The sequence below is a fragment of the Catonella sp. genome (assembly GCF_052169795.1).
Classification (GTDB): Bacteria; Bacillota; Clostridia; order Lachnospirales; family Lachnospiraceae; genus Catonella.
Genome location: NZ_JBQNBU010000007.1, coordinates 1 through 19,663, shown reverse-complemented (window position 1 = coordinate 19,663; position 19,663 = coordinate 1). Strand labels below are relative to the sequence as shown.

The 19,663-nt window shown below is 39.9% G+C and carries 18 protein-coding genes, 1 tRNA gene and 1 pseudogene; 17 read left to right on the top strand and 3 right to left on the bottom strand.

The features are described 5' to 3' along the window. Positions 1-123: 123 nt before the first annotated feature. From ACTTKP_RS01980 to rhuM, 8 genes are all read left to right on the top strand, one after another. Positions 124-195 (top strand) — tRNA-Arg (locus ACTTKP_RS01980). A 331-nt stretch (positions 196-526) separates the two neighbouring features. After that, positions 527-1,228, top strand: a complete 702-nt coding sequence (locus ACTTKP_RS01975) for a ParB/RepB/Spo0J family partition protein (RefSeq protein ID WP_442552231.1) — start codon at positions 527-529, stop codon at positions 1,226-1,228. Between the two features lie 14 nt (positions 1,229-1,242). Next, positions 1,243-2,025, top strand: a complete 783-nt coding sequence (locus tag ACTTKP_RS01970) for a ParA family protein (RefSeq protein ID WP_442552230.1) — start codon at positions 1,243-1,245, stop codon at positions 2,023-2,025. 3 nt (positions 2,026-2,028) lie between these two features. Then, positions 2,029-2,970: a ParB/RepB/Spo0J family partition protein gene (locus ACTTKP_RS01965; protein ID WP_442552229.1), complete on the top strand. Its 942-nt coding sequence runs from the start codon at positions 2,029-2,031 to the stop codon at positions 2,968-2,970. Between the two features lie 58 nt (positions 2,971-3,028). Then, entirely contained in the window at positions 3,029-3,988 is a 960-nt protein-coding gene (locus ACTTKP_RS01960) for a DUF6017 domain-containing protein (protein ID WP_442552228.1), read from the top strand. A 74-nt stretch (positions 3,989-4,062) separates the two neighbouring features. After that, positions 4,063-4,338 carry a helix-turn-helix domain-containing protein gene (locus ACTTKP_RS01955; protein ID WP_442552227.1) on the top strand — a complete coding sequence of 92 codons (276 nt, stop codon included), beginning with the start codon at positions 4,063-4,065 and terminating at the stop codon, positions 4,336-4,338. A gap of 2 nt (positions 4,339-4,340) precedes the next feature. After that, positions 4,341-4,634 (top strand): hypothetical protein, encoded by a 294-nt coding sequence (locus ACTTKP_RS01950; RefSeq protein WP_442552226.1) that lies wholly within the window; start codon positions 4,341-4,343, stop codon positions 4,632-4,634. A gap of 92 nt (positions 4,635-4,726) precedes the next feature. After that, positions 4,727-5,584, top strand: coding sequence for a RhuM family protein (rhuM, locus tag ACTTKP_RS01945; RefSeq protein ID WP_442552225.1), 858 nt, complete (start codon positions 4,727-4,729; stop codon positions 5,582-5,584). Between the two features lie 203 nt (positions 5,585-5,787). Here rhuM and ACTTKP_RS01940 read toward each other — a convergent pair whose 3' ends face one another. Both ACTTKP_RS01940 and ACTTKP_RS01935 read right to left on the bottom strand, forming a co-directional pair. Next, positions 5,788-6,945 carry an IS91 family transposase gene (locus tag ACTTKP_RS01940; RefSeq protein ID WP_442552224.1) on the bottom strand — a complete coding sequence of 386 codons (1,158 nt, stop codon included), beginning with the start codon at positions 6,943-6,945 and terminating at the stop codon, positions 5,788-5,790. Then, entirely contained in the window at positions 6,938-7,804 is an 867-nt protein-coding gene (locus tag ACTTKP_RS01935) for a tyrosine-type recombinase/integrase (RefSeq protein ID WP_442552223.1), read from the bottom strand. Before ACTTKP_RS01935 ends, ACTTKP_RS01940 begins: the two co-directional genes overlap by 8 nt. Positions 7,805-8,362: 558 nt before the next feature. Here ACTTKP_RS01935 and ACTTKP_RS01930 point away from each other — a divergent pair. The 9 genes and pseudogenes from ACTTKP_RS01930 to ACTTKP_RS01890 all read left to right on the top strand — a co-directional run bounded on the left by ACTTKP_RS01930 (position 8,363) and on the right by ACTTKP_RS01890 (position 18,113). Continuing rightward, positions 8,363-10,030, top strand: coding sequence for a cache domain-containing sensor histidine kinase (locus ACTTKP_RS01930; protein WP_442552222.1), 1,668 nt, complete (start codon positions 8,363-8,365; stop codon positions 10,028-10,030). Positions 10,031-10,049: 19 nt separating this feature from the next. Further along, the gene (locus ACTTKP_RS01925) at positions 10,050-10,790 is read left to right on the top strand and encodes a response regulator transcription factor (RefSeq protein WP_442552221.1); all 741 of its coding nucleotides are present in this window, start codon (positions 10,050-10,052) and stop codon (positions 10,788-10,790) included. Between the two features lie 508 nt (positions 10,791-11,298). After that, a complete protein-coding gene (locus ACTTKP_RS01920) occupies positions 11,299-12,666 on the top strand; it encodes an ABC transporter substrate-binding protein (protein WP_442552220.1) in 1,368 nt (455 codons plus the stop codon). 187 nt (positions 12,667-12,853) lie between these two features. Continuing rightward, the gene (locus ACTTKP_RS01915) at positions 12,854-13,765 is read left to right on the top strand and encodes a carbohydrate ABC transporter permease (protein ID WP_442552219.1); all 912 of its coding nucleotides are present in this window, start codon (positions 12,854-12,856) and stop codon (positions 13,763-13,765) included. 2 nt (positions 13,766-13,767) lie between these two features. Beyond that, positions 13,768-14,625 carry a carbohydrate ABC transporter permease gene (locus ACTTKP_RS01910; protein WP_442552218.1) on the top strand — a complete coding sequence of 286 codons (858 nt, stop codon included), beginning with the start codon at positions 13,768-13,770 and terminating at the stop codon, positions 14,623-14,625. Then, a pseudogene (locus tag ACTTKP_RS01905) lies at positions 14,622-14,948 on the top strand (TIM-barrel domain-containing protein); the annotation flags it as partial. The gene ACTTKP_RS01910 and the pseudogene ACTTKP_RS01905, both read left to right, overlap by 4 nt. Beyond that, a complete protein-coding gene (locus ACTTKP_RS01900; protein ID WP_442552217.1) occupies positions 14,878-15,135 on the top strand; it encodes a hypothetical protein in 258 nt (85 codons plus the stop codon). The pseudogene ACTTKP_RS01905 and the gene ACTTKP_RS01900, both read left to right, overlap by 71 nt. 47 nt (positions 15,136-15,182) lie before the next feature. Then, positions 15,183-15,815, top strand: coding sequence for a YesL family protein (locus tag ACTTKP_RS01895; protein ID WP_442552216.1), 633 nt, complete (start codon positions 15,183-15,185; stop codon positions 15,813-15,815). 243 nt (positions 15,816-16,058) lie between these two features. After that, positions 16,059-18,113 (top strand): glycoside hydrolase family 31 protein, encoded by a 2,055-nt coding sequence (locus ACTTKP_RS01890; protein ID WP_442552254.1) that lies wholly within the window; start codon positions 16,059-16,061, stop codon positions 18,111-18,113. A 211-nt stretch (positions 18,114-18,324) separates the two neighbouring features. On the opposite strand, the gene ACTTKP_RS01885 is transcribed toward ACTTKP_RS01890, so the two are convergent. Beyond that, entirely contained in the window at positions 18,325-19,116 is a 792-nt protein-coding gene (locus tag ACTTKP_RS01885) for an AraC family transcriptional regulator (protein WP_442552215.1), read from the bottom strand. Between the last annotated feature and the right edge of the window lie 547 nt (positions 19,117-19,663).

Sequence of the window (19,663 nt, the reverse complement as noted above, 5' to 3'; positions counted from 1 at the left end):
GGAACTGGAAATTGGACGAAAAGTCAAAATAAGATGAGACGTAAATTCATCACGAGAGTGATTGGATTCATAGATGTGGCAAGCGTATAGAAAGGCTCTGAAAAGCCTGAAAATACGGCATTTGTTCCCTTAGTTAAATGGATATAACAATAGCCTCCTAAGCTGTAGTTGTGGGTTCGATTCCCGCAGGGAACATCCATTTTAAGCGGTAATGACGACAAAATCATTACCGCTTTTTTCATGCAAAAACAGCATTTTCGATGACAGGTTTGTCAGCGAAAAGCAGAATACCAGAATGATTTTGTCAGCGAAAATAATGACTTGTCATCAGCCAAAATTTTTCAAACTGTCACCCACAGGGATTAAGCATAAAGTAGGATGAGATTTGGGTTGTAAAAATAAGACAAAATGAAACAAATACTATATTCTTGCCTGAGAAATGGCCTGTCGGAAGAGTCTGTTCAGATTAGAGAAAAACAATCTATTCTGGACGGGCTTTTTCGCGTTCAGGGAAAGGAAGCCTCCTATGGCAGAAAAGAAGGATGGCACTTATGAAATCATATCCGGCCACAGGCGAAAATTTGCTGCTGAGAGGATTGGCTATCATAAAGTGCCGGTAATAATACGTGTACTTAAAGATGATGATGCCGTTGTGTCAATGGTCGATTCAAATTTACAGAGAGAAATGCTTAGTCCGAGCGAAAAGGCATTTGCCTACAAGATGAAATACGAAGCTATTAAGAGAAAGGCAGGCAGAAGGAAATGTGGACAGGTGGACCACAATAGGGGCAAGAAGAGCCTTGAAATAATTGGGGAAGAATGTGGTGACAGCCCAAAGCAGGTTCAGAGATACATCAAGATAACTGACCTTATACCGGAAATGCTTGAAAAGGTAGATGATGGAAGCATGGGATTTACACCGGCAGTACAGCTTGCATTTCTAAATAGAAATGAGCAGAAAGAAATGCTTACAGCAATGGACTATGCAGGGTGTACACCATCATTATCCCAGGCACTCCGAATAAAAAAGCTAAGTGCAGATGGAAAACTGACAGCCCAGGACATGGGAGACATCTTAAGTGAAGTAAAGCAGAAAGAAATTGAGCGCGTTGTTTTTAAGAATGAACAGCTGCACAGATTTTTTCCTGCAAGCTTTACAGCTGAACAGATGAGGCGTGAAATATTAGAAATGCTGAAGAAGAATATGAATAAATTTTGGAATGAATAAAGGAGAAACAGATTATGTGTAAAGTAATAGCAGTATCAAACCAGAAAGGCGGAGTAGGCAAGACAGTCTCCTGTGTGAACTTAGGGATAGGTTTAGCACAGGCAGGTAAAAAGGTACTTCTGATGGATGCAGATCCACAGGGAAGCCTTACTATCAGCCTCGGATATGAAGAACCGGATGAAATGGAATACTCACTTGCAACTTTAATGCTAAACATAGTGAATGATGAAAAGCTGGATACCCAAAAGACAATACTCCACCACAAAGAAGAAGTTGACTTAATTCCTTCAAACATAGAGCTTTCAGGAATAGAGGTGTCTCTTGTAAATGCAATGAGCAGGGAGCTCATATTAAAAGCATTAGTTGATAAGCTGAGAACTTTTTATGATTACATCATCATTGACTGTATGCCTTCACTTGGGATGATGACAATAAATGCCCTTGCATGTGCAGACTCTGTCTTAATACCTGTTCAGGCTGCATACCTTCCAATCAAGGGATTACAGCAGTTAATAAAGACTATAGGCAGGGTAAAGAAGCAGCTTAACCCAAAGCTTAGCATAGAGGGAATACTTTTAACAATGGTAGACAACAGGACAAACTATGCAAGGGATATATCTATGATGGTTTATGACACCTACTCAGCTTCCATTAAAGTCTTTGGAACAGAGATACCTATGTCGGTAAGGGCATCCGAGGTAAGCGTTGAGGGAGGAAGCATTTATTCATATGATCCAAAAGGCAAGGTAGCATTAGCATACAGGGCATTAACAAATGAAGTATTGAAGGAGGAATAAGGCATGGCAAACAGAGTTGCAGGAAAGATAAAGTTACAGTCAGTTGATGAACTTTTAGGAGTACCTGAGATAGCTGGCACGCAGGAAATAGATGTAAGAAGGATTCATTCATTTCCAAACCACCCTTTTAAGGTAGTGGATGATGACAGGATGAATACTCTTGTAGACAGCATTAGGGAAAACGGAATACTGAATCCGGTAATTGTAAGGCCTGATAAGAATGGCGATTATGAAATGATATCCGGACACCGCAGGCTTCACGCAGTAGGAATTGTAGGACTTGACAGGATACCGGCAATAGTAAAAGAAATGTCAGATGATGAAGCCATAATTAAGATGGTGGATGCCAATATCCAGAGGGAAGAAATACTGCCCAGCGAAAGGGCATTTAGCTTTAAGATGAAGATGGAAGCTATGAAAAGGAGAGGTTATCGAACAGATTTAGAGTATGATGAAAGTAATAACGAATCAACTTTGGGAACTGAGTTCCCAAAGTCGGATAAATGGAGTCGAGATATTGTAGGTAATGAAGCAGGAATGACCGGCAGGCAAGTTACAAAATATATCAGACTTACTGAGCTAATTTCTGAATTACTTGACTATGTAGATTTGAAAAAAATAACAATAGCGATGGGAGTAGATATATCATACTTAGACAAACAGATACAAAAGTGGATATATGAGTATTACAGAGATAACGGATTTTTGAAACCAGTACAGGTAGAAGCCCTGAAGAACTTTCCTACTCTATCAAGTGCCAATCAGTTCAAAGTTATTTCTATTTTGAATGATGCCCTGCCTAAGAAGAATACAGGTGCAAAAGTATCTTTCTCAGAAAAGAAACTGGACAGATATTTTCCGCCAAACTTCTCTGCAGAGGAAAGGGAAGATGTGATAATCAGACTTTTGGAACAATGGAGTAACGAGCAGAGGCAGGCACAATAAATATAATATGGTGTTTCAGAAGTGTAAAAACGGCACTTCTGAAACAGGAAGGACAAGTATGGAAGAAAGAATAAAACTCTCCTACTTTTATGGAAAAGAAGCTGAGCAGTTTTCATTTTATAAGATACCAAAGCTCCTGTTTACAGATAAATATTTTAAGGCTTTGTCAGTTGAAGCAAAGGTTCTGTATGGACTGATGTTAGACAGGATGTCACTGTCTATGAAAAACCAGTGGTTAGATGAAGAGGGACGGGCTTATATATACTATTCTTTAGATGACATTATGGAGGCTCTTGGATGCAGTAATAAGAAAGCTATTGCAATAATGAAAGAGCTTGATACAGATACTGGCATAGGTCTTATAGAAAGAAAACGCCAGGGGCAGGGAAAACCTGCAATGATTTACCTGAAACAGTTTATGATACAGAATGTTCAGAAGTGTAAAAATGACACTTCTGGAGAAAAAACAGAGATTTCAGAAGTGAAAAATTTACACCTCTTGAAGTGTAAAAATTACAGTTCAAGAGGTGAAGAAATTACACCTCAAGAAGTGAAAAAAATACAGCCTAATAATACTAATATTAATAATACTGATATTAGTTATACTGAATCTAATCTTATCTTATCAGATGATGAGATGGGATGTGATATGGAAACATACGCTGAAACAGTTAAGAAAAATATTGAACTGGATTTTCTAAAGGAGCAATACCCGTTCGACCATGAACTGCTTGACGGCATATTTGACCTGATACTTGAAACTCTGTTGTCTAAAAATGAAAGTATTCTGATTGCCTCAGACAGGTATCCGGCAGAGCTTGTGAAAAGCAAATTCCTGAAGCTTAACAGCATGCACATAGATTATGCAATGCACTGTATGTCAAAGAATACTGTCAAGGTGCATAACATAAAAAAGTACCTGCTTACCGTTTTGTTTAATGCTCCAAGTACAATAAGTGGATTTTATCAGGCAGAAGTTAACCACGATTATCCCCAGTTTACTGCAAATGGCAAATAATGACTTGACTAATACGGAATCCGTGTATATAATACTTGTAATAGCAAACACGGATTTCGTATATGGAGGAAATGATGGAAAAATCGGAACACTCATATGTTTTTGATATTGATGGATTATATGTAGAACTCGAAGAACAGGGTAAAGAGGAGCAGAAGCAAAAAACTGCCGAAAGGTTTGTAGCTATCCGTAAACAGACAGGTATGAACCGTAAAGAATTTGCAGAATGGCTTGGAATACCATATAGGACAATGCAGGACTGGGAAAGAGGAATAAGCCAGGTTCCTGATTATGTGCTAAGGCTTGTGGACTATAAGGTTGCTATGGAGAAGAGAGAAGGAAGGATATGATTATGTTTATATTAAAATTATTTGGAAAGCTGATAGCAATTCCTATGATTCTTGCAACCACTATCTTATTTTATATCGTTTGTATATTTGCAAAAATATATGGCCTTGCTGCAGCACTCTTTAATTTTATTATCATGGCAGGAGTAATTGTGTTCCTTTTTAAGCAGAACTGGTTTCAGTTCGGCATCGGAGTGGCAATGCTGGTAGTAAGCTACCTCGCTTTGGATGCCTGGGGAGTTATCATTTTGTTTATTGCAAAAGTCAGGGAGGTGTTTACGGATATTCTTTTTGCGTGATACTTCATATTTGTTTGGCAGGCAATAAGACTTTAAACTTATACTTTTGAAGAGTATAATGAAATACAAATTAGAATTTGTGGGGAATAAATATGAAGAAAAATGAGATTGTTATCTTTGAATCAGAAGATAAAACAATAGTTTTAAAAGTACCATATGAGAGTGAAACAGTCTGGCTTAATCGAACACAAATAGCAGAGTTGTTTGGTAGAGATATTAAAACAATAGGAAAACATATTAATAATGCTTTAAAAGAAGAAGCAGATGAAGAAGTGGTAGTCGCAAAATTTGCGACCACCACTCAACATGGGGCAATAGAAGGTAAAACGCAAACGCATATGACAGAGTATTATAGTTTGGATATGATATTGTCTGTTGGCTATAGACTTAAATCAAAACGAGGAATTGAATTCAGGCGTTGGGCAAATTCTGTATTAAAGAAATATATTATTGATGGGTATGCAATAAATGAAAAGCGTCTTGAAGCATTGGAAAGAACAGTAAATATCCAAACAAAGATGTTGGCAAATGCTTTGGACGTAGAGGAAGAAGATATTCTTCGTGCAGTCAATCTATACACAGAAGCTTTGACTTTGCTTGATCAATATGATCATCAGTCTCTTCCAAAACCGGAAGGTTCAAAGGCTATTTATAGAATCACTTACGAGGATTGTAGAAAAATGGTGGATCAGATGGAGGATTATTTTAAATCGGATGTCTTTGGTGTAGAAAAAGAAACCGGTAAAGTGGAGGGAATTCTGGAAGCTGTATATCAGAACGTATTTGGAGGAGAGATATATCCTTCTTTGGAAGAAAAGGCTGCAAATCTTTTGTATTTTATGATAAAAGATCATCCATTTGTAGATGACCATGTTATAATTCTTAAGGAAAGTATCGGATTCAGAGCAAAAAATAGAGCAGATTCTTCTGAAAGGTTAAATCTGCTCTGAATGTTATTCTTTCCAATTGTACCAAGTCGTGGGATTTTAGCTGCAAACTGTATGGGGATTGCTTTCTTTTTACAAAGCTCAAATGCTGAAATCATGGCGGTCTGTAATACCAAACGTGGCATTTCCTGCTAACCTTTTGGATTTTTAGGTACACTTAACAGACCTCCTAAAAGCAGGCCTAAAAAAATATGGAAAACAATAAATCAGGAAGGTGGTGCATAATACCTTCCAAGCTGTTTCATGGCAGGATGTCCACATTCCGGGCACATACAGATGTCAAAATGCCAGATGGTCTTTAACAGCTCTGCCATAGTCATACCGGAATAACGCTGCTTAAAGCGACGGCCATTCTGAAGCTTAAATATAACCTTCAGATTTTTTTGCTTCATACGGTTGTTAAGAAAACCATAGTACCGTATTTTTTGAAATCCGGAAGGCAGCACATGCATAAGGTAACGCCTGATAAACTCTAGGTGTGTAAGGGTAATACGGCGTTTGGGGGCTCCCGGTTTTCTCCCTCTGGCAGAGAAAGCCACCCTGTTTTCCGTAATACCAAGAATCCTGCTGTTTGATATGGCAATCTTGTGGGTATAGCGGCCGAGGTACTCAATTGCATTACCAAAACCGTTAAAGGTTTTCTTTATGTAGGGACACCATTCCTTTTTGTAGAGATTGTTTTTCCATTCTTTCCAGTTATAAGAATTGCGAAGCTTTTCACAGGAATGTGAAAATACAAGGGAGCCGCTCTCATAAAGGGAGGAAAGGTTTGCCATATACTTTCCTCTGAACTTGTCCCTAAGAACCCTTACAGGTATGAAGAAGCTTCCGGAGGACTTGCGGATCTTCCCATCATTTGTAAGCCCTCCACCGGATATGATGCAGTGCATGTGTACATGGTAATTCATTTCCTGATTCCAGGTGTGGAGAATCTGGATAATTCCGGGTGTTGCCCCGAGCCGCTTCTTATCAGCAGACAATTCCAGAAGTGTCTCAGCGCAGCATCTGTGAAAAAGCCCATATAAAAGTTTCTGGTTACAGTAAATGAGCGGATTCAGTTCATGAGGAAGGGTAAATACCACATGGAAATAAGGTGCTTCAATTACTTCAGCCCTGCGTTTATCCACCCATATTTCCTTTAAAACAGCCTGGCAGTTTGGGCAGTTACGGTTACGGCAGGAATTATTATGAACCTCAGTGTGTCCACAGTCCGAGCAGCGGCTAAGGTTAAAACCGAGTTTTCCTGACTTGCATTTCAGAATGGCATTAGCAGCTTTTATCTGTGTATCAGACTGGAAATACTCTCTTCCACAGTAGCCCTCATAGGCGAGTTCAAATATTTCCCGGATTCCGTAATCACTCATGGTACTCACCTGCAAGAGAGTCAAAAGGGCTTATGGCTTTGCGGAGGGCACCGGCGGACAGGTGGACATAGATTGTGGTGGAATTCAGGGATTTATGTCCCATAAGAGCTTTTATGGTAATCAGGTCTGTTCCGTTTTCGTACAAATGTGTGCCAAAGGCGTGACGAAAGGAATGGCAGGTAAGTCTCTGTTTCCAACCAAGTCGCTTTTCATGAGCATGTATGTGTCTTGAAAGGAAGAAGGTATCAATGGGGCGGTCATCACTACGCTGCTTTGGAAAAAGGAAGCCACGGGGTCTGCTGTATTCAAACCAGTAACGGGTAAGAAGGTCAAGTGCAGCTTTGGAAAGGATGGCATAACGGTCATTTCTGCTTTTTGAATGGGCAATATGCAGTCTCATATTTTTACGTTCAACATCTTCGTAACGGAGGCGGCATACCTCGCCGATACGGAGACCGGAGGAATACATAAGCGTGACCATGGTTCTCTGTTTTAAATCAGGAATGGTTGAAATGAACTGCCAGGTTTCTTCTTTTGAGGGAACAAAAGGAAGATACTCATTAAACCTGCGCATCGGCAGCTGAGTATCATCCCAGCTTTTGTGAAGTACATACAGCGTGAAGAAACACAGCTGTGAAATGGCACAGTTAATGGTGCGGTCAGAAAGAGTCCTGGATTTCTGTAACCAGCGTATATAATCACGGAGTTCACTCCATGAAACATCTTCCGGTGACTTATGAAGTATGTCCATAAGATAGTGCAGGTAAGCTTTGATATATGTACAGTAGTTTGAAAGAGTATGGTCGGTAAGACCTCTGAGGGAAATCATTTCCCTGAAGTAATCTAAATATTTATCCATGATAAAATCTCCTTTGAAATGAAATATAAGTAACGGTTACATTTCAAAAGAGGTGGTGGACGGCTGAAAAAACAAAATAAGTAGTTGTTGAGATGATAAAAAAATGTAAAATAAACATGGCGGTTGAGGGATTGTGTTTGTTTATGTGATAGTGGTATATCTCAATAATACAATATAATTTCAAAAACTGCCATTTTTATTGTGGGAAAGTAGAAAATTAATTATACTAAGGCTAGCTGTCGCGTAAGCGACTTGGTACAATATCTCTAATAAAAATCGGTATAATGACTAAATTCAAATTATCCACACCGTAATTTACAGTTCTCTTATTCTGTATAGTACATCAGTATAAGCTATTTTCGGTCTGTGATGATAAGATGATATTTATGCCTTCACAAAGAGGAAAAGGTAAATTTGCCTATGAACAGGATAAAACTCTTTTTACACTATCTAAGAACACACATCTGGATACAGATAAGCATTATTTTTATAATGTCACTAATTATAATCATTTTCTGTTACCAGATTTATATGCGGAAGGCCTATGAAAGCTTTCTGATGAAAAAGAACCATTTAATGGAATCTGCAGTATTGGATGCGATGCAAATGAACATCGACAATACTATGACAGAATATATCAACATGGGTGCACAAATTGCGGTTGCACAGACTGTATACGATCTGGCCGGCAGACTGACTATGTCTCAGGAAACTCCTGAAAGAAATATTTTGATGTTGAAGTCAACCTTTGCCACTATGGCATATTATTCAAAGAACGTTATTAATATCTCCGTTATATCAAAAGACGGGGTGCCCTACCAGTACGACCGCTTATACCAGCTTGATACGTATATGTGGAGCTCCGTAAATTCCAGTTTTCTAAAAGATATGTATAATAAACTGAATGAAATTGCCTGCGACAAAAGGGTACCTAAATATCTAATAAGCACTGAAAACGGCAGCCATCCTACAAACAATGAACCGGTATTTCATATATTTTATCCTATTGTTGGCAGGTCAAATTATTTTTCCAAAATGCACGGAATGCTTTGTGTAACCTTTAGTCTGGATATGCTCCAGCCTCTTATGGATATTTTATCCGGTGAAGAAGGTACCTATTCTCAGGCATATGTGACAGAAGAAGGAGGAAGAATCATAGGACATTCCAATCCTGAATATAAAGGCAAATCCGAATCGATTTACAGAAATAACGATATGCTCTTTATACTTGATAAACCTCTTGAAAAGGTGAATTGGAATCTGCATATTTCTCTTGACAGGAACAAATTAAACCAAAGTGTAATAGAAATTATTACCCGCGGTATGGGGGTATACATCTTTCTTATACTTGTTGTTGCAGGAATCTTCTACCTGATAATAAAAAAAATAAATTATCCCCTGCAAAGTATCAAGACAGCTATGGAAACAACTGCCTCAGGCAGCGAGAAGCTTTCGGGTAAGGTAACGGTAAAGGGGGAGCATGAAATATGGCAGCTCGCCAGAGGTTATAATGATATGATAGAAAAATTGGTTAAGCAGGAAAAAGAGGTAGAAAAGAATCATCTGCTTTGCATAACTGCAATGAAACGACAGCATCAGGCAGAAAGAGAGGCTCTTGAGACTCAGATAAACGCCCATTTTTTGTGCAATACACTCGGTACAATCAACTATGAAGCCATGGAATGCGGCAATTTTAAGGTATCTGAGCTTATAAAGAAATTGTCAAACATTCTGCGTTATACCTTCGACCAGAAATGTCAGAATGTATATATGTACCAGGAATTTGCCTGGATTGAACAGTATTTGTTCCTTCAGAAGGCCCGTCTCGAGGATGTATTTGATTATGAGGTGGAATTCCCTGATGAATGTGCCGACTGGAGCTGCTGTAAGCTAATGCTCCAACCATTTGTGGAAAATGCAATTCTGCATGGTTTTGAAGGAAGAGAAAACGGAGGTAAACTGCTCATTCTGGCAGAAAAGGCGGATGAGCGACTCGCTGTTTCCATAAAAGATAACGGGTGTGGTATTCCTTTAGATAAATTAGAGCATATCAGAAGGATTCTTTCAGGGGAAGAAGTAACTGATACAAAGAAAACAGGAATAGGAATACGGAATGTAGTTGCAAGAATGCGGCTATTCTACGGAAATGGAATTATGATAACAGTCACTTCATCGAAAGAAAACGGAACAGAATTTAAGATTTATATTCCTGAAGTGAAAATGTAGTTATAGGAGATGCGGAGATATGGCAATGAAACTTATGATAGTCGAGGACGAGCAAAGGGCAAGGCGTGGACTTAAGAATATAATCTTATCTATTTCACCGGACAACGAAATAGTTGCTGAGGCCTCTAACGGAAGAAGCGCTCTGGAATTAATTAAAACGGTGAAGCCTGACGCAGTATTTACTGATATTAAAATGCCGTTTATGGACGGACTGACACTTATTAAAGAAGTCAGAAAACTCGGTATGGATACAAAATTTGTAATTATCAGTGCATATGAAGAATTTGAATATGCAAAGCAGGCAATTACTTACGGTGTATCCGAATATCTTGTTAAGCCGCTCATTATGGAAGATATCAGGAATGCTCTTGATGCCATCTGTGACAAGAAAAAATCCGACAACGGCAGAATCAGTCTGTCCAAACGCTATCCCAATGTACATCCTATTATCTTAAAAGCATTGAAAATGATTGAAAATGAATATTTTACCTCTATGAATCAAAAAGACATTGCAAATAATCTGGGAATCAGTCCGGAATATTTTTCGGGACTCTTCAGCAAAAATATAGGTGAGTCTTTCGTACATTTTCTAAGAAATTACCGGATTGAGATAGCGAAATCTCTATATCTCAACAGCGATATCCCTAGGGAAGAAATCCCTTTTAAGGTCGGTTTCGTAGATGAAAAATATTACAACAGGGTATTTAAAAACACTACAGGGATGAGTGTCGGGGAATATATTCGTGAAAACTGCAGATAACAGCAGGATAATATCTACACTCCACAGGTGCATGGCTGTCGGGTCAGGCACCTGTTTTAATTTCTATTCATTTTACTCATAAGTTCTAACGATTCACGCCATGCATCACAGATTTCTTATTATTTCACCTGAATCATCAATTTCGCAGCTCATAGAACTCTTACTCTGCATAATACAATAGAATAGTCTGACACTTTCGGTCTGTAACTATGTGGTAATATTTAACAAGATATTTTGCAAATAATGTAGATTATATTAAAAATGCACCGAAATATTAATATTTTACCTTAAAAATAGTGCATAATATTAAAGATTAGCACTACTTTTTTAATTTTATTGTTTATAATTATGACATAATGTTGGCGTTAAGGATGTAAACGCCACTGAATTCGGGTTGCTGTGGCTCATGCCACACAGAGCCCCGCGGCAATATTAATCCCGAATATTCGGGGTTAATAATACTCTCATTTCCTAAGGGAAATGGTTACTTAAAAGGAGGAATTCGTATATGAAAAAAACAATTTGGGGACGACTGATGTCAATTCTGATGGTCGGTGCATTGACAGCTGTAACTCTGGCCGGCTGTGGTAATAACAGCGGAAATAACGGTGGCGGCGGAAGCAACAAGAGCAGCTCAGGCTCAAAGAGTCAAGCTTCAACCACAAAAAGTTCATCTTCTGCCTCTTCCCAAACAACACGCAACGGAAACAGAAAAGAAGTGACTGTATGGCATTATTTTGAACATGAGGCAGCGGCCTTGGAAAAAATTGTGGAGCAGTATAATGAAAAACAGGATAAAATCCACATTACCTGTACTTTTGTATCTCGCGAGGAATTAATGAATCAATATACAATCGGAGCTGTCTCGGGTGAGCTTCCTGATATCGGAATGGTAGACTCACCTGATATGGCCTCATACATATCTCTGGGTGTTTTTGAAGACATTGATGACGAATTAAAGGCCTGGGGGGACCTTGATCAGTTTTATGAAGGTCCGCTTAACAGCTGCCGGGACTCTGAAGGAAGACTTCACGGCATTCCGAATAATTCAAATTGCCTCGCTCTTCTTTGCAACATGGATATATTAAATGCAGCTGGAATCAAAGAGCCTCCTACTACCTGGGATGAGTTCTATGAAGTGTGCAAAGCCACCACAAATCCTGCTGATTCAGTATACGGATTTGCAATGTGCGCCATCAGCAATGAGGAAGGAACCTTCCAGTACATTCCATGGCTTTATGCATCCGGCGCGGATGTGACAACTCTCACTTCTCCAGAAGCAGCTGAATCCCTCGACTTCCTTGGGAAGCTTGTAAAGGAAGGGCTGATGAGTAAAGAAGTTGTAAACTGGGGACAGGGCGATGCTCTGAATGCCTTCGTGGCAGGAAAAGCAGCGATGCTTGAATCCGGAACTTGGCAGGTTGCCCAGATGGACAGTAGAAATGTTAAGGTAGATTGCAATTACAAATATGCTGTTCTTCCTAAAGGCAAAAAGAATGCTTCTGTTATCGGTGGAGAGAATTTCGGAGTTTGCGCAGGAACCGATGCTAAAGAGGAATGTGTGGATTTCTTAAAATATATGATGACTGCAGAAAATAATGCGGATTGGTGTGAGATTGCAGGTAAGCTTCCTGTAAGAGCAGATGCAACAAAGCTGAAGGATTTCTGGACAGCAGATCCTCGTTACGCTGTATTCAATGAGTCTATGGCCTTTGCTGTTGCAAGAGGACCTCATGAGTCCTGGCCTACAATATCCGAAGCACTCTATACCGCAGAACAGTCTGCACTTTTGGGCGAGAAAACAGGTGCCGATGCTATGAAACAGGCAGCAAGTGTTGTGGATCCTATTCTTGCGAAGGTTCCTATAGCAAAGTAAAATCACCTATTGCAGTTGCCAGGTGTATAACTAGTAAGTCATGGCACTTGGTATGTTGTTTGTCGGAATAAAGTACACTTTCTTCCAACACTGAGCAACAAACAATCTTAATTACAGTCTTAAGTCTACAGGGAATGTTAAATGCATTCCCTGTATTAAAAGACACTAAAGTTTAAGAGAAAGGAGTGTGACACCCTTGAATGTAAAAAAGATGACAATAGCCAAGAGAAAGATATTTGAAGGCTATGGATTTATTCTCCCCGGCTTCTTTTATGTTATGTTCATACTAGGTTATCCGCTGGTTTATAATGTGATTCTGAGTTTGAAAAATACCAATGTTAAGAATTTTGCGAAGGGAACATCCGAATTTGTGGGATTCTCAAACTATGTCACACTGTTTCATGATCCCACATTTCTGCTTGTATTAAAAAATACCTTTGTTTTTACCGCCTTCTGTCTGGTTATCCAGTTTACCATCGGATTCATATTCGCTCTGTTCTTTTCACAGAAATTCAAGCTATCAGGTCCTATTCGCGGTCTGATTCTGGTAGGCTATATGATGCCAATGTCTGTTACAGCGATGTTGGGTAAGAACATATTCGGTGTATCAGAAGGTGTAATCAATGACCTTCTGCTAAAGACGGGGCTTATCAGTCAGCCTGTGGAATGGCTCGTTAACGGGGGAACCGCTCTTGCTGCAGTTATAGCCGTTAACTGCTGGGTAGGAATTCCTTTTAATATGCTGCTCCTGACCTCGGGCTTAACAGGTATTTCTCAAGAAGTCTATGAAAGCGCTTCTATGGATGGAGCAAATAAAATACAGAGATTTGTGCATATAACACTTCCTCTTATGAAGTCTTCAATTTTAGCCGTATTGATGCTGGGCTTCATATACACCTTTAAGGCCTTCGATCTGATGTTTATTATGACAAACGGCGGACCGCTAAACGCTACAGATGTTCTTGGAACATACGCTTACAGTCTGTCATTTACCAAGTATGAATTTTCACTGGGCTCTGCGGCCGCTATGGTTCTGTTTGCCTGCCTCTTTGCCATCGGATTATTCTATCTGAGGTTGATAACAAAGGAGGACGATTAAGTATGGGAGAAAAAATCAGTTATGCCCTTCATTCAAGCAGCGGCAGGAAAAATATATTAAACAGCCTGTTGGCAATATTGATTGCTGTTATCTTCCTTTTCCCGATTTATTGGCTGCTCTCTATGTCTTTTAAGACAGATGGTGAATCCTTCGGTAAAATTGTAACATACTATCCTCATATATTTACTGTTGAGCCTTGGATCATCAACTTTTCCGATAAGGATTTTCTTTTCTCCTTAAGAAACAGCTGCCTTATTGCTTTTCTTTCTATGACAATATCCATCCTGTTCGGTGTGCCGACAGCATATGGAATGGGACGGTATAAGGTTCCTGGAAGTAAAGGCTTTATGTTGGCATTTTTGGTGACACAGATGATGCCTGCATCTCTTATGTTGACGCCTATGTACTTAATTTTTAACAAAATCGGACTGCTCGGTACGTACCTGGGTCCTGCGCTGGCTATATCTTCGGGCTCGATTCCTTTTATAGTTGTGACACTGAGATCATATTTTAAGGGAGTTCCTACTTCACTGGATGATGCGGCAAGAATTGACGGTTGCGGTGTGGTTCGCTCATTTTTTTCCATAATGATACCTGCAATCAAAACCGGTGTAATAACGGTTATTACCATATCCTTCTTAAATGGCTGGAATGACCTGGTTTACTCTATGACATTTAATGTTAAGCCCGATATGCGTCCTTTAACCGCAAATATATATAAATTTCAGAGCAAGTACGGCACAAAATGGAACTGTATTATGGCTTACGGCGCAATTCTCGTAATTCCTGTAGTTTTACTGTTTGTATTTCTTCAAAAATATATCGTAAGCGGTTTGACTGCCGGAGCGGTGAAAGAATAGGAAATATTTTCCCGAAGGAATATGCAAAAATGGCATACGAAGGGCTTAAGGATTCTGGAAAGAAAAATATATTGAGCCTTCTTCGCTGCGCCTGGGCAGGAAGCCAGAAATACGGCGCCCTGGTATGGTCCGGAGATATAGATTCATCCTTCCGTGCACTCAGAAACCAGCTTGCGGCAGGGCTGAATATGGGACAGTCAGGAATTCCTTGGTGGACAACCGATATCGGAGGCTTTCACGGTGGCAATATTTATGATGAAGGCTTTAAGGAAGTGTCTGTACGCTGGTTTGAGTTCGGACATTCTTGTAGCATCTGTTCTTTATGAAAACATAACCGAAAGAAAGGTTTACCTGCCTGCCGGCATTTGGATAAGCTTAAATGACTCATCTGTGCACGAGGGCGGAAAAGAAATTACGGCTACTTCACCTATTGGCTCTATCCCTGTATTTGTAAGAGAAGGAAATCTGAATAATTTATCTCAAATTATTCGAGAAATGAGTAGTCCGTAACCTATAGGTGTATATTTTTAACAACAGAATAAGCGAGGAGGCAGAATATGCATAATAGCAGTAACAGAACTGAAAATAAAGGATTACTCTCTTTCGGAGGAAATTATGTTAACTTTACGGAGAAAATATTTGATATGGCAGTTCTTAATTTTCTCTGGCTCCTGTTCTGCCTCCCTGTGGTAACTGCGGGTGCCTCTACCACAGCACTGTACTACACCGTACATAAGCAGCTCACAGAAAATGAAAGAGAGACAACGAAGACATTTTTACGCTCCTTTGGGGCTAATCTCAGGCCCTCCCTTGGGCTGTGGGGAGTTCTTGCAGTCATTACAATTATTTTCCAACTGAATCTCGGAATTGTCTATGCAAAAATGGAAGGTAACATAGCTATTTTCCTGTTGATTCTATACGGTCTGTGCCTGCTTTTTACAACAGGAACCGTACTTTATGCTTTTCCTGCACTTTCACGCTTTGATATGCCTGCAGGATGGCTAATAAAGGTGTCGCTTTATATGTGTTTTCACCATCTGCCACGCACGATACTTCTGGTTTTAATAACCGTAATGAGCATTATACTTGTTTGGCTTTGTTTTCCGCTGGTTCTGGTTCTGCCGGCTTTGATACACAGGCTTTTTCATATTCTGATTGAGCCGGTACTCGCGGAGCATACGCCTGAATAAGAAAGAATCCTGCTTGCAGGATTCTCCACCTGCGGCGGGTCGCAAAAGCGATATATTCATTTCTGCCGCAGTGCGATCCCTCGGAGAGTTTTTATGTAATAGGGAATTCCGGATGAATTTCCTATTACATAATAAAATATCCTGCTGTCTGCAATTCAGCACAATTATTAACACAGTAGTCACATTGACTACGTCATTATTACACAGGGAGAAGTATATATGGAGCAAAAGTTTGAGGAGAAAATGACAGAAAAAACGGGAGATTTTCGTTCCGATAATCATTTTTTATTGGGATACTTTGAAGAAAAGGATGGAGCACTCTGCTACCGCTATGATGCGGAGCGGGTTATAGTAGAGCCCTGGGGAGAAAATTCCCTGCGTGTCCGTGCATCGAAAATGCCTGAAATGCCTGATGAACTTTGGGCATTGCAGGGTAAGCCGGCACCATCCGGAGCAAAGGTGGTAATTCAGGAGTATTCCGCAGAGATTATAAACGGTAAAATTAAGGCTGTTATAAATAACATAGGAAAGCTCTTTTTCTACAATCAAAAAGGCGAATTGCTTCTGGAAGAATATGTCCGTAACAGAGAAGACATGTTTGCAGATACCTGCAGTTCCCTGGAAATCGAAGCAAGGGAATTTAAGCCGATAATTGGCGGAGATTATGTTCTGACAATGCGCTTCGTATCCGACCCTAATGAGAAAATATACGGTATGGGACAGTACCAACAGGATTTTCTGAATCTGAAAGGCGCAGATATGGAACTTGCCCACAGAAACTCACAGGCAAGCGTACCTTTTGCACTTTCTTCATTGGGTTACGGATTTCTCTGGAATAATCCTGCGGTTGGCCGTGTGAATTTTGCACGTAACATAACTACTTGGGAAGCTAAATCCACTAAAAAACTGGATTATTGGATTACTGCCGGCGACTCTCCTGCAGAAATTGAAGAAGCTTATGCAGATGCCGTAGGTAAGGTTCCTATGATGCCTGAGTACGGTCTGGGATTCTGGCAGTGCAAGTTGCGCTATCAGACACAGGACGAGCTTTTGGAGGTTGCGAGGGAGTATAAAAGGCGCGGACTTCCTATAGATGTAATCGTGGCAGACTTTTTCCATTGGTCTAAGCAGGGTGACTGGAGATTTGACCCTACTTACTGGCCGGATCCCGACAGTATGATCAAAGAACTCAAAGATATGGGAATCGAACTGATGGTATCCGTATGGCCTATGGTAGATTATTTAAGCGAGAACTTTGAAGAAATGAAGGCTAAAGGTCTCCTCACAAGAGTCGAAAAGGGCGTACGCATAGACAATGTCTATATGGGCAATACAATCCAGTTTGACCCTACCAACCCTGAGGCAAGGGATTATGTATGGAATAAATGCAAACAGAATTATTATGATAAAGGAGTAAAGATATTCTGGCTTGATGAAGCCGAACCTGAATACACTGTCTATGATTTTGAGAACTATCGTTATCATTTAGGTCCGAATGTACAGGTCGGGAATATTTATCCTGTGATGTATGCAAAAGCCTTCTTTGAAGGAATGCAAGGTGAAGGTCAGGAAAATATAGTAAATCTTCTACGCTGTGCCTGGGCAGGAAGTCAGAAGTACGGAGCGCTGGTCTGGTCAGGCGATATACATTCAAGCTTTGAAAGCATGAGAAATCAGGTTGCTGCGGGACTTAATATGGGCTTAGCCGGTATTCCATGGTGGACCACAGATATAGGCGGATTTTTCGGAGCAGACATTAATGACGAGAAGTTCCATGAAGTGTTGGTACGCTGGTTCGAATACGGAGCCTTCTGCCCTGTTATGAGACTTCACGGCTACCGTATGCCATACCAGCCTCAACAGGGTACTACAGGCGGCGCAGCCTGCGTATCCGGTGCTCCGAATGAGGTATGGAGCTACGGTGACAAGGTTTATGAAATCTGTAAAAAATATTTATTCATTCGTGAAAACATGCGTCCTTATACAAGGCAGCTGATGAAGGAAGCTCATGAAAAGGGTACTCCTGTGATGAGACCTCTGTTCTACGATTTCCCTGAGGATCAAACCTGTTGGGAAACGGAAAACCAATATATGTACGGTCCAAATGTAATGGTTAAACCTGTTATGGAGGCTGGAGCCGACAAGATTAATGTATATCTTCCAAAAGGGGCTGTATGGACCAATGTGTGGACAAAAGAAACCACAGAAGGCGGTCGGAGTATTGAAGTAAAGACACCAATCGACCAAATACCTCTCTTTGTACGCAATGGGTTTACTCTGGATACCGGAGAGACTTAAACCGGAAATTAGATAATTCAGGTCGTTCAAGCCAAAGTTCACAGCCAGCCCGCTTTTTACTAAGCGGGCTGCTTTATAGCTTAAATATTCTATCTAACCCTTCTCAACCTCTCAATCCCTTCCTTATCAGTATACTTATATTCCAATAAACTTCCGGTTGCTTCGGCATCCTCTGCGGGTTCACCTTTTCCAGCCTCATTCCTATACTCTGTCAGGCTGCATCCAAGCCTTTTTTTATTATTGCCGAAAGGTACTTTGCATCTGAAAAACCGCTTGCAAGGGCTATTTCCATCTGGAACAAATTTGTACTTAATATCATTGTCATAGCCTTTTCAAAACGAAGATTATTCAAATAATCCTGAAAAGTAATCCCATAATAATCCTTGAAAAGATGAGAAATATGCGTGACCGTAAGCTGCTCCATCTGTGCAAGCTCTGAAAGCCTCAGTGACTCCGTGTAGTGGTCATTGATATAGGCTGTAATTCGCTTCATCCTCTGATTGCGTTTCTCCCTGATAGAGTGGTTATGTTCATCCAGAATATAATACTTAAAATGCTTTATTAGCAGACATAGAAAATTGCTTACAAGAGAAACCAGTTCAATTTCAAAAAGAGGCTTTGCTTCAAGATAACAAAGTGCCGTCTTAACTATCACATCTTTTAAATCTGCAATATTGTCATCGAAAGTCTGATACTCAAAGGTAATACTTGAAAAGTAAGGGAAATAATCCCTACAAAAATGTCTGGATACCTGTAGAAAAAGTCCCACCATAAAGCCTTTTCCCACCTGAATTTCATGAGGCTCATACGGATTTATAAGGACTGTCTTCCCGGGTGTAAGCTGGACACTTTCATTTTGAAGTGACAGAACCGCTTCTCCCTCAAGTACAAACAATATCTCAAAAGCATTGTGGGTGTGGTAGTTTCTGTACTGGATTTTATTTAAAAATGCCTTTATGTGATGCAGGCGGCTGTACCTGACAAATTCATATTCCTGACTCATACTTATTTCCCATTTCCTTTAACTATACCTGATTATTACTGTCCGGATTGCAGAAACCTTACTCTGCATCCTCGGTAAGACAGGCTATTTGTGGCTGTTACTGCGTATGTTAATATCAGACATCTGCAAAAAACAGCAATGTGCGGACTGCGATTTGATCACAATATTTTGCAAGATGTCCCATGAATAACTTAACCTATATTTTAAAAAATTATTATACCAAAAAATCGCAAGATTGTCATATTAAAATCGCAGGAAGATAATTGTAAAAATACACAAAATAACCTATAATCCGCATATAAGTAAAAACCAGCCCTCAACATCGGGCAGTGAAGTTAAAGTCCAGCTAATAAATGTCAATAGGTAAAAGAAAAAAATATTATTTTTTATTTTAGCTAAAAAAGGGCAGACTACCCCCTTGGTGTAAATGGCATTGAAAAAAATTATGCAGCTGTATTACCCTTTGAAGAGTTGTATTGCCTGTTGTGCTCTTGTGGAGTGATGATTTCAAAAGGCTTGCCATCCCTTAGTATAGCAAAAATCATAT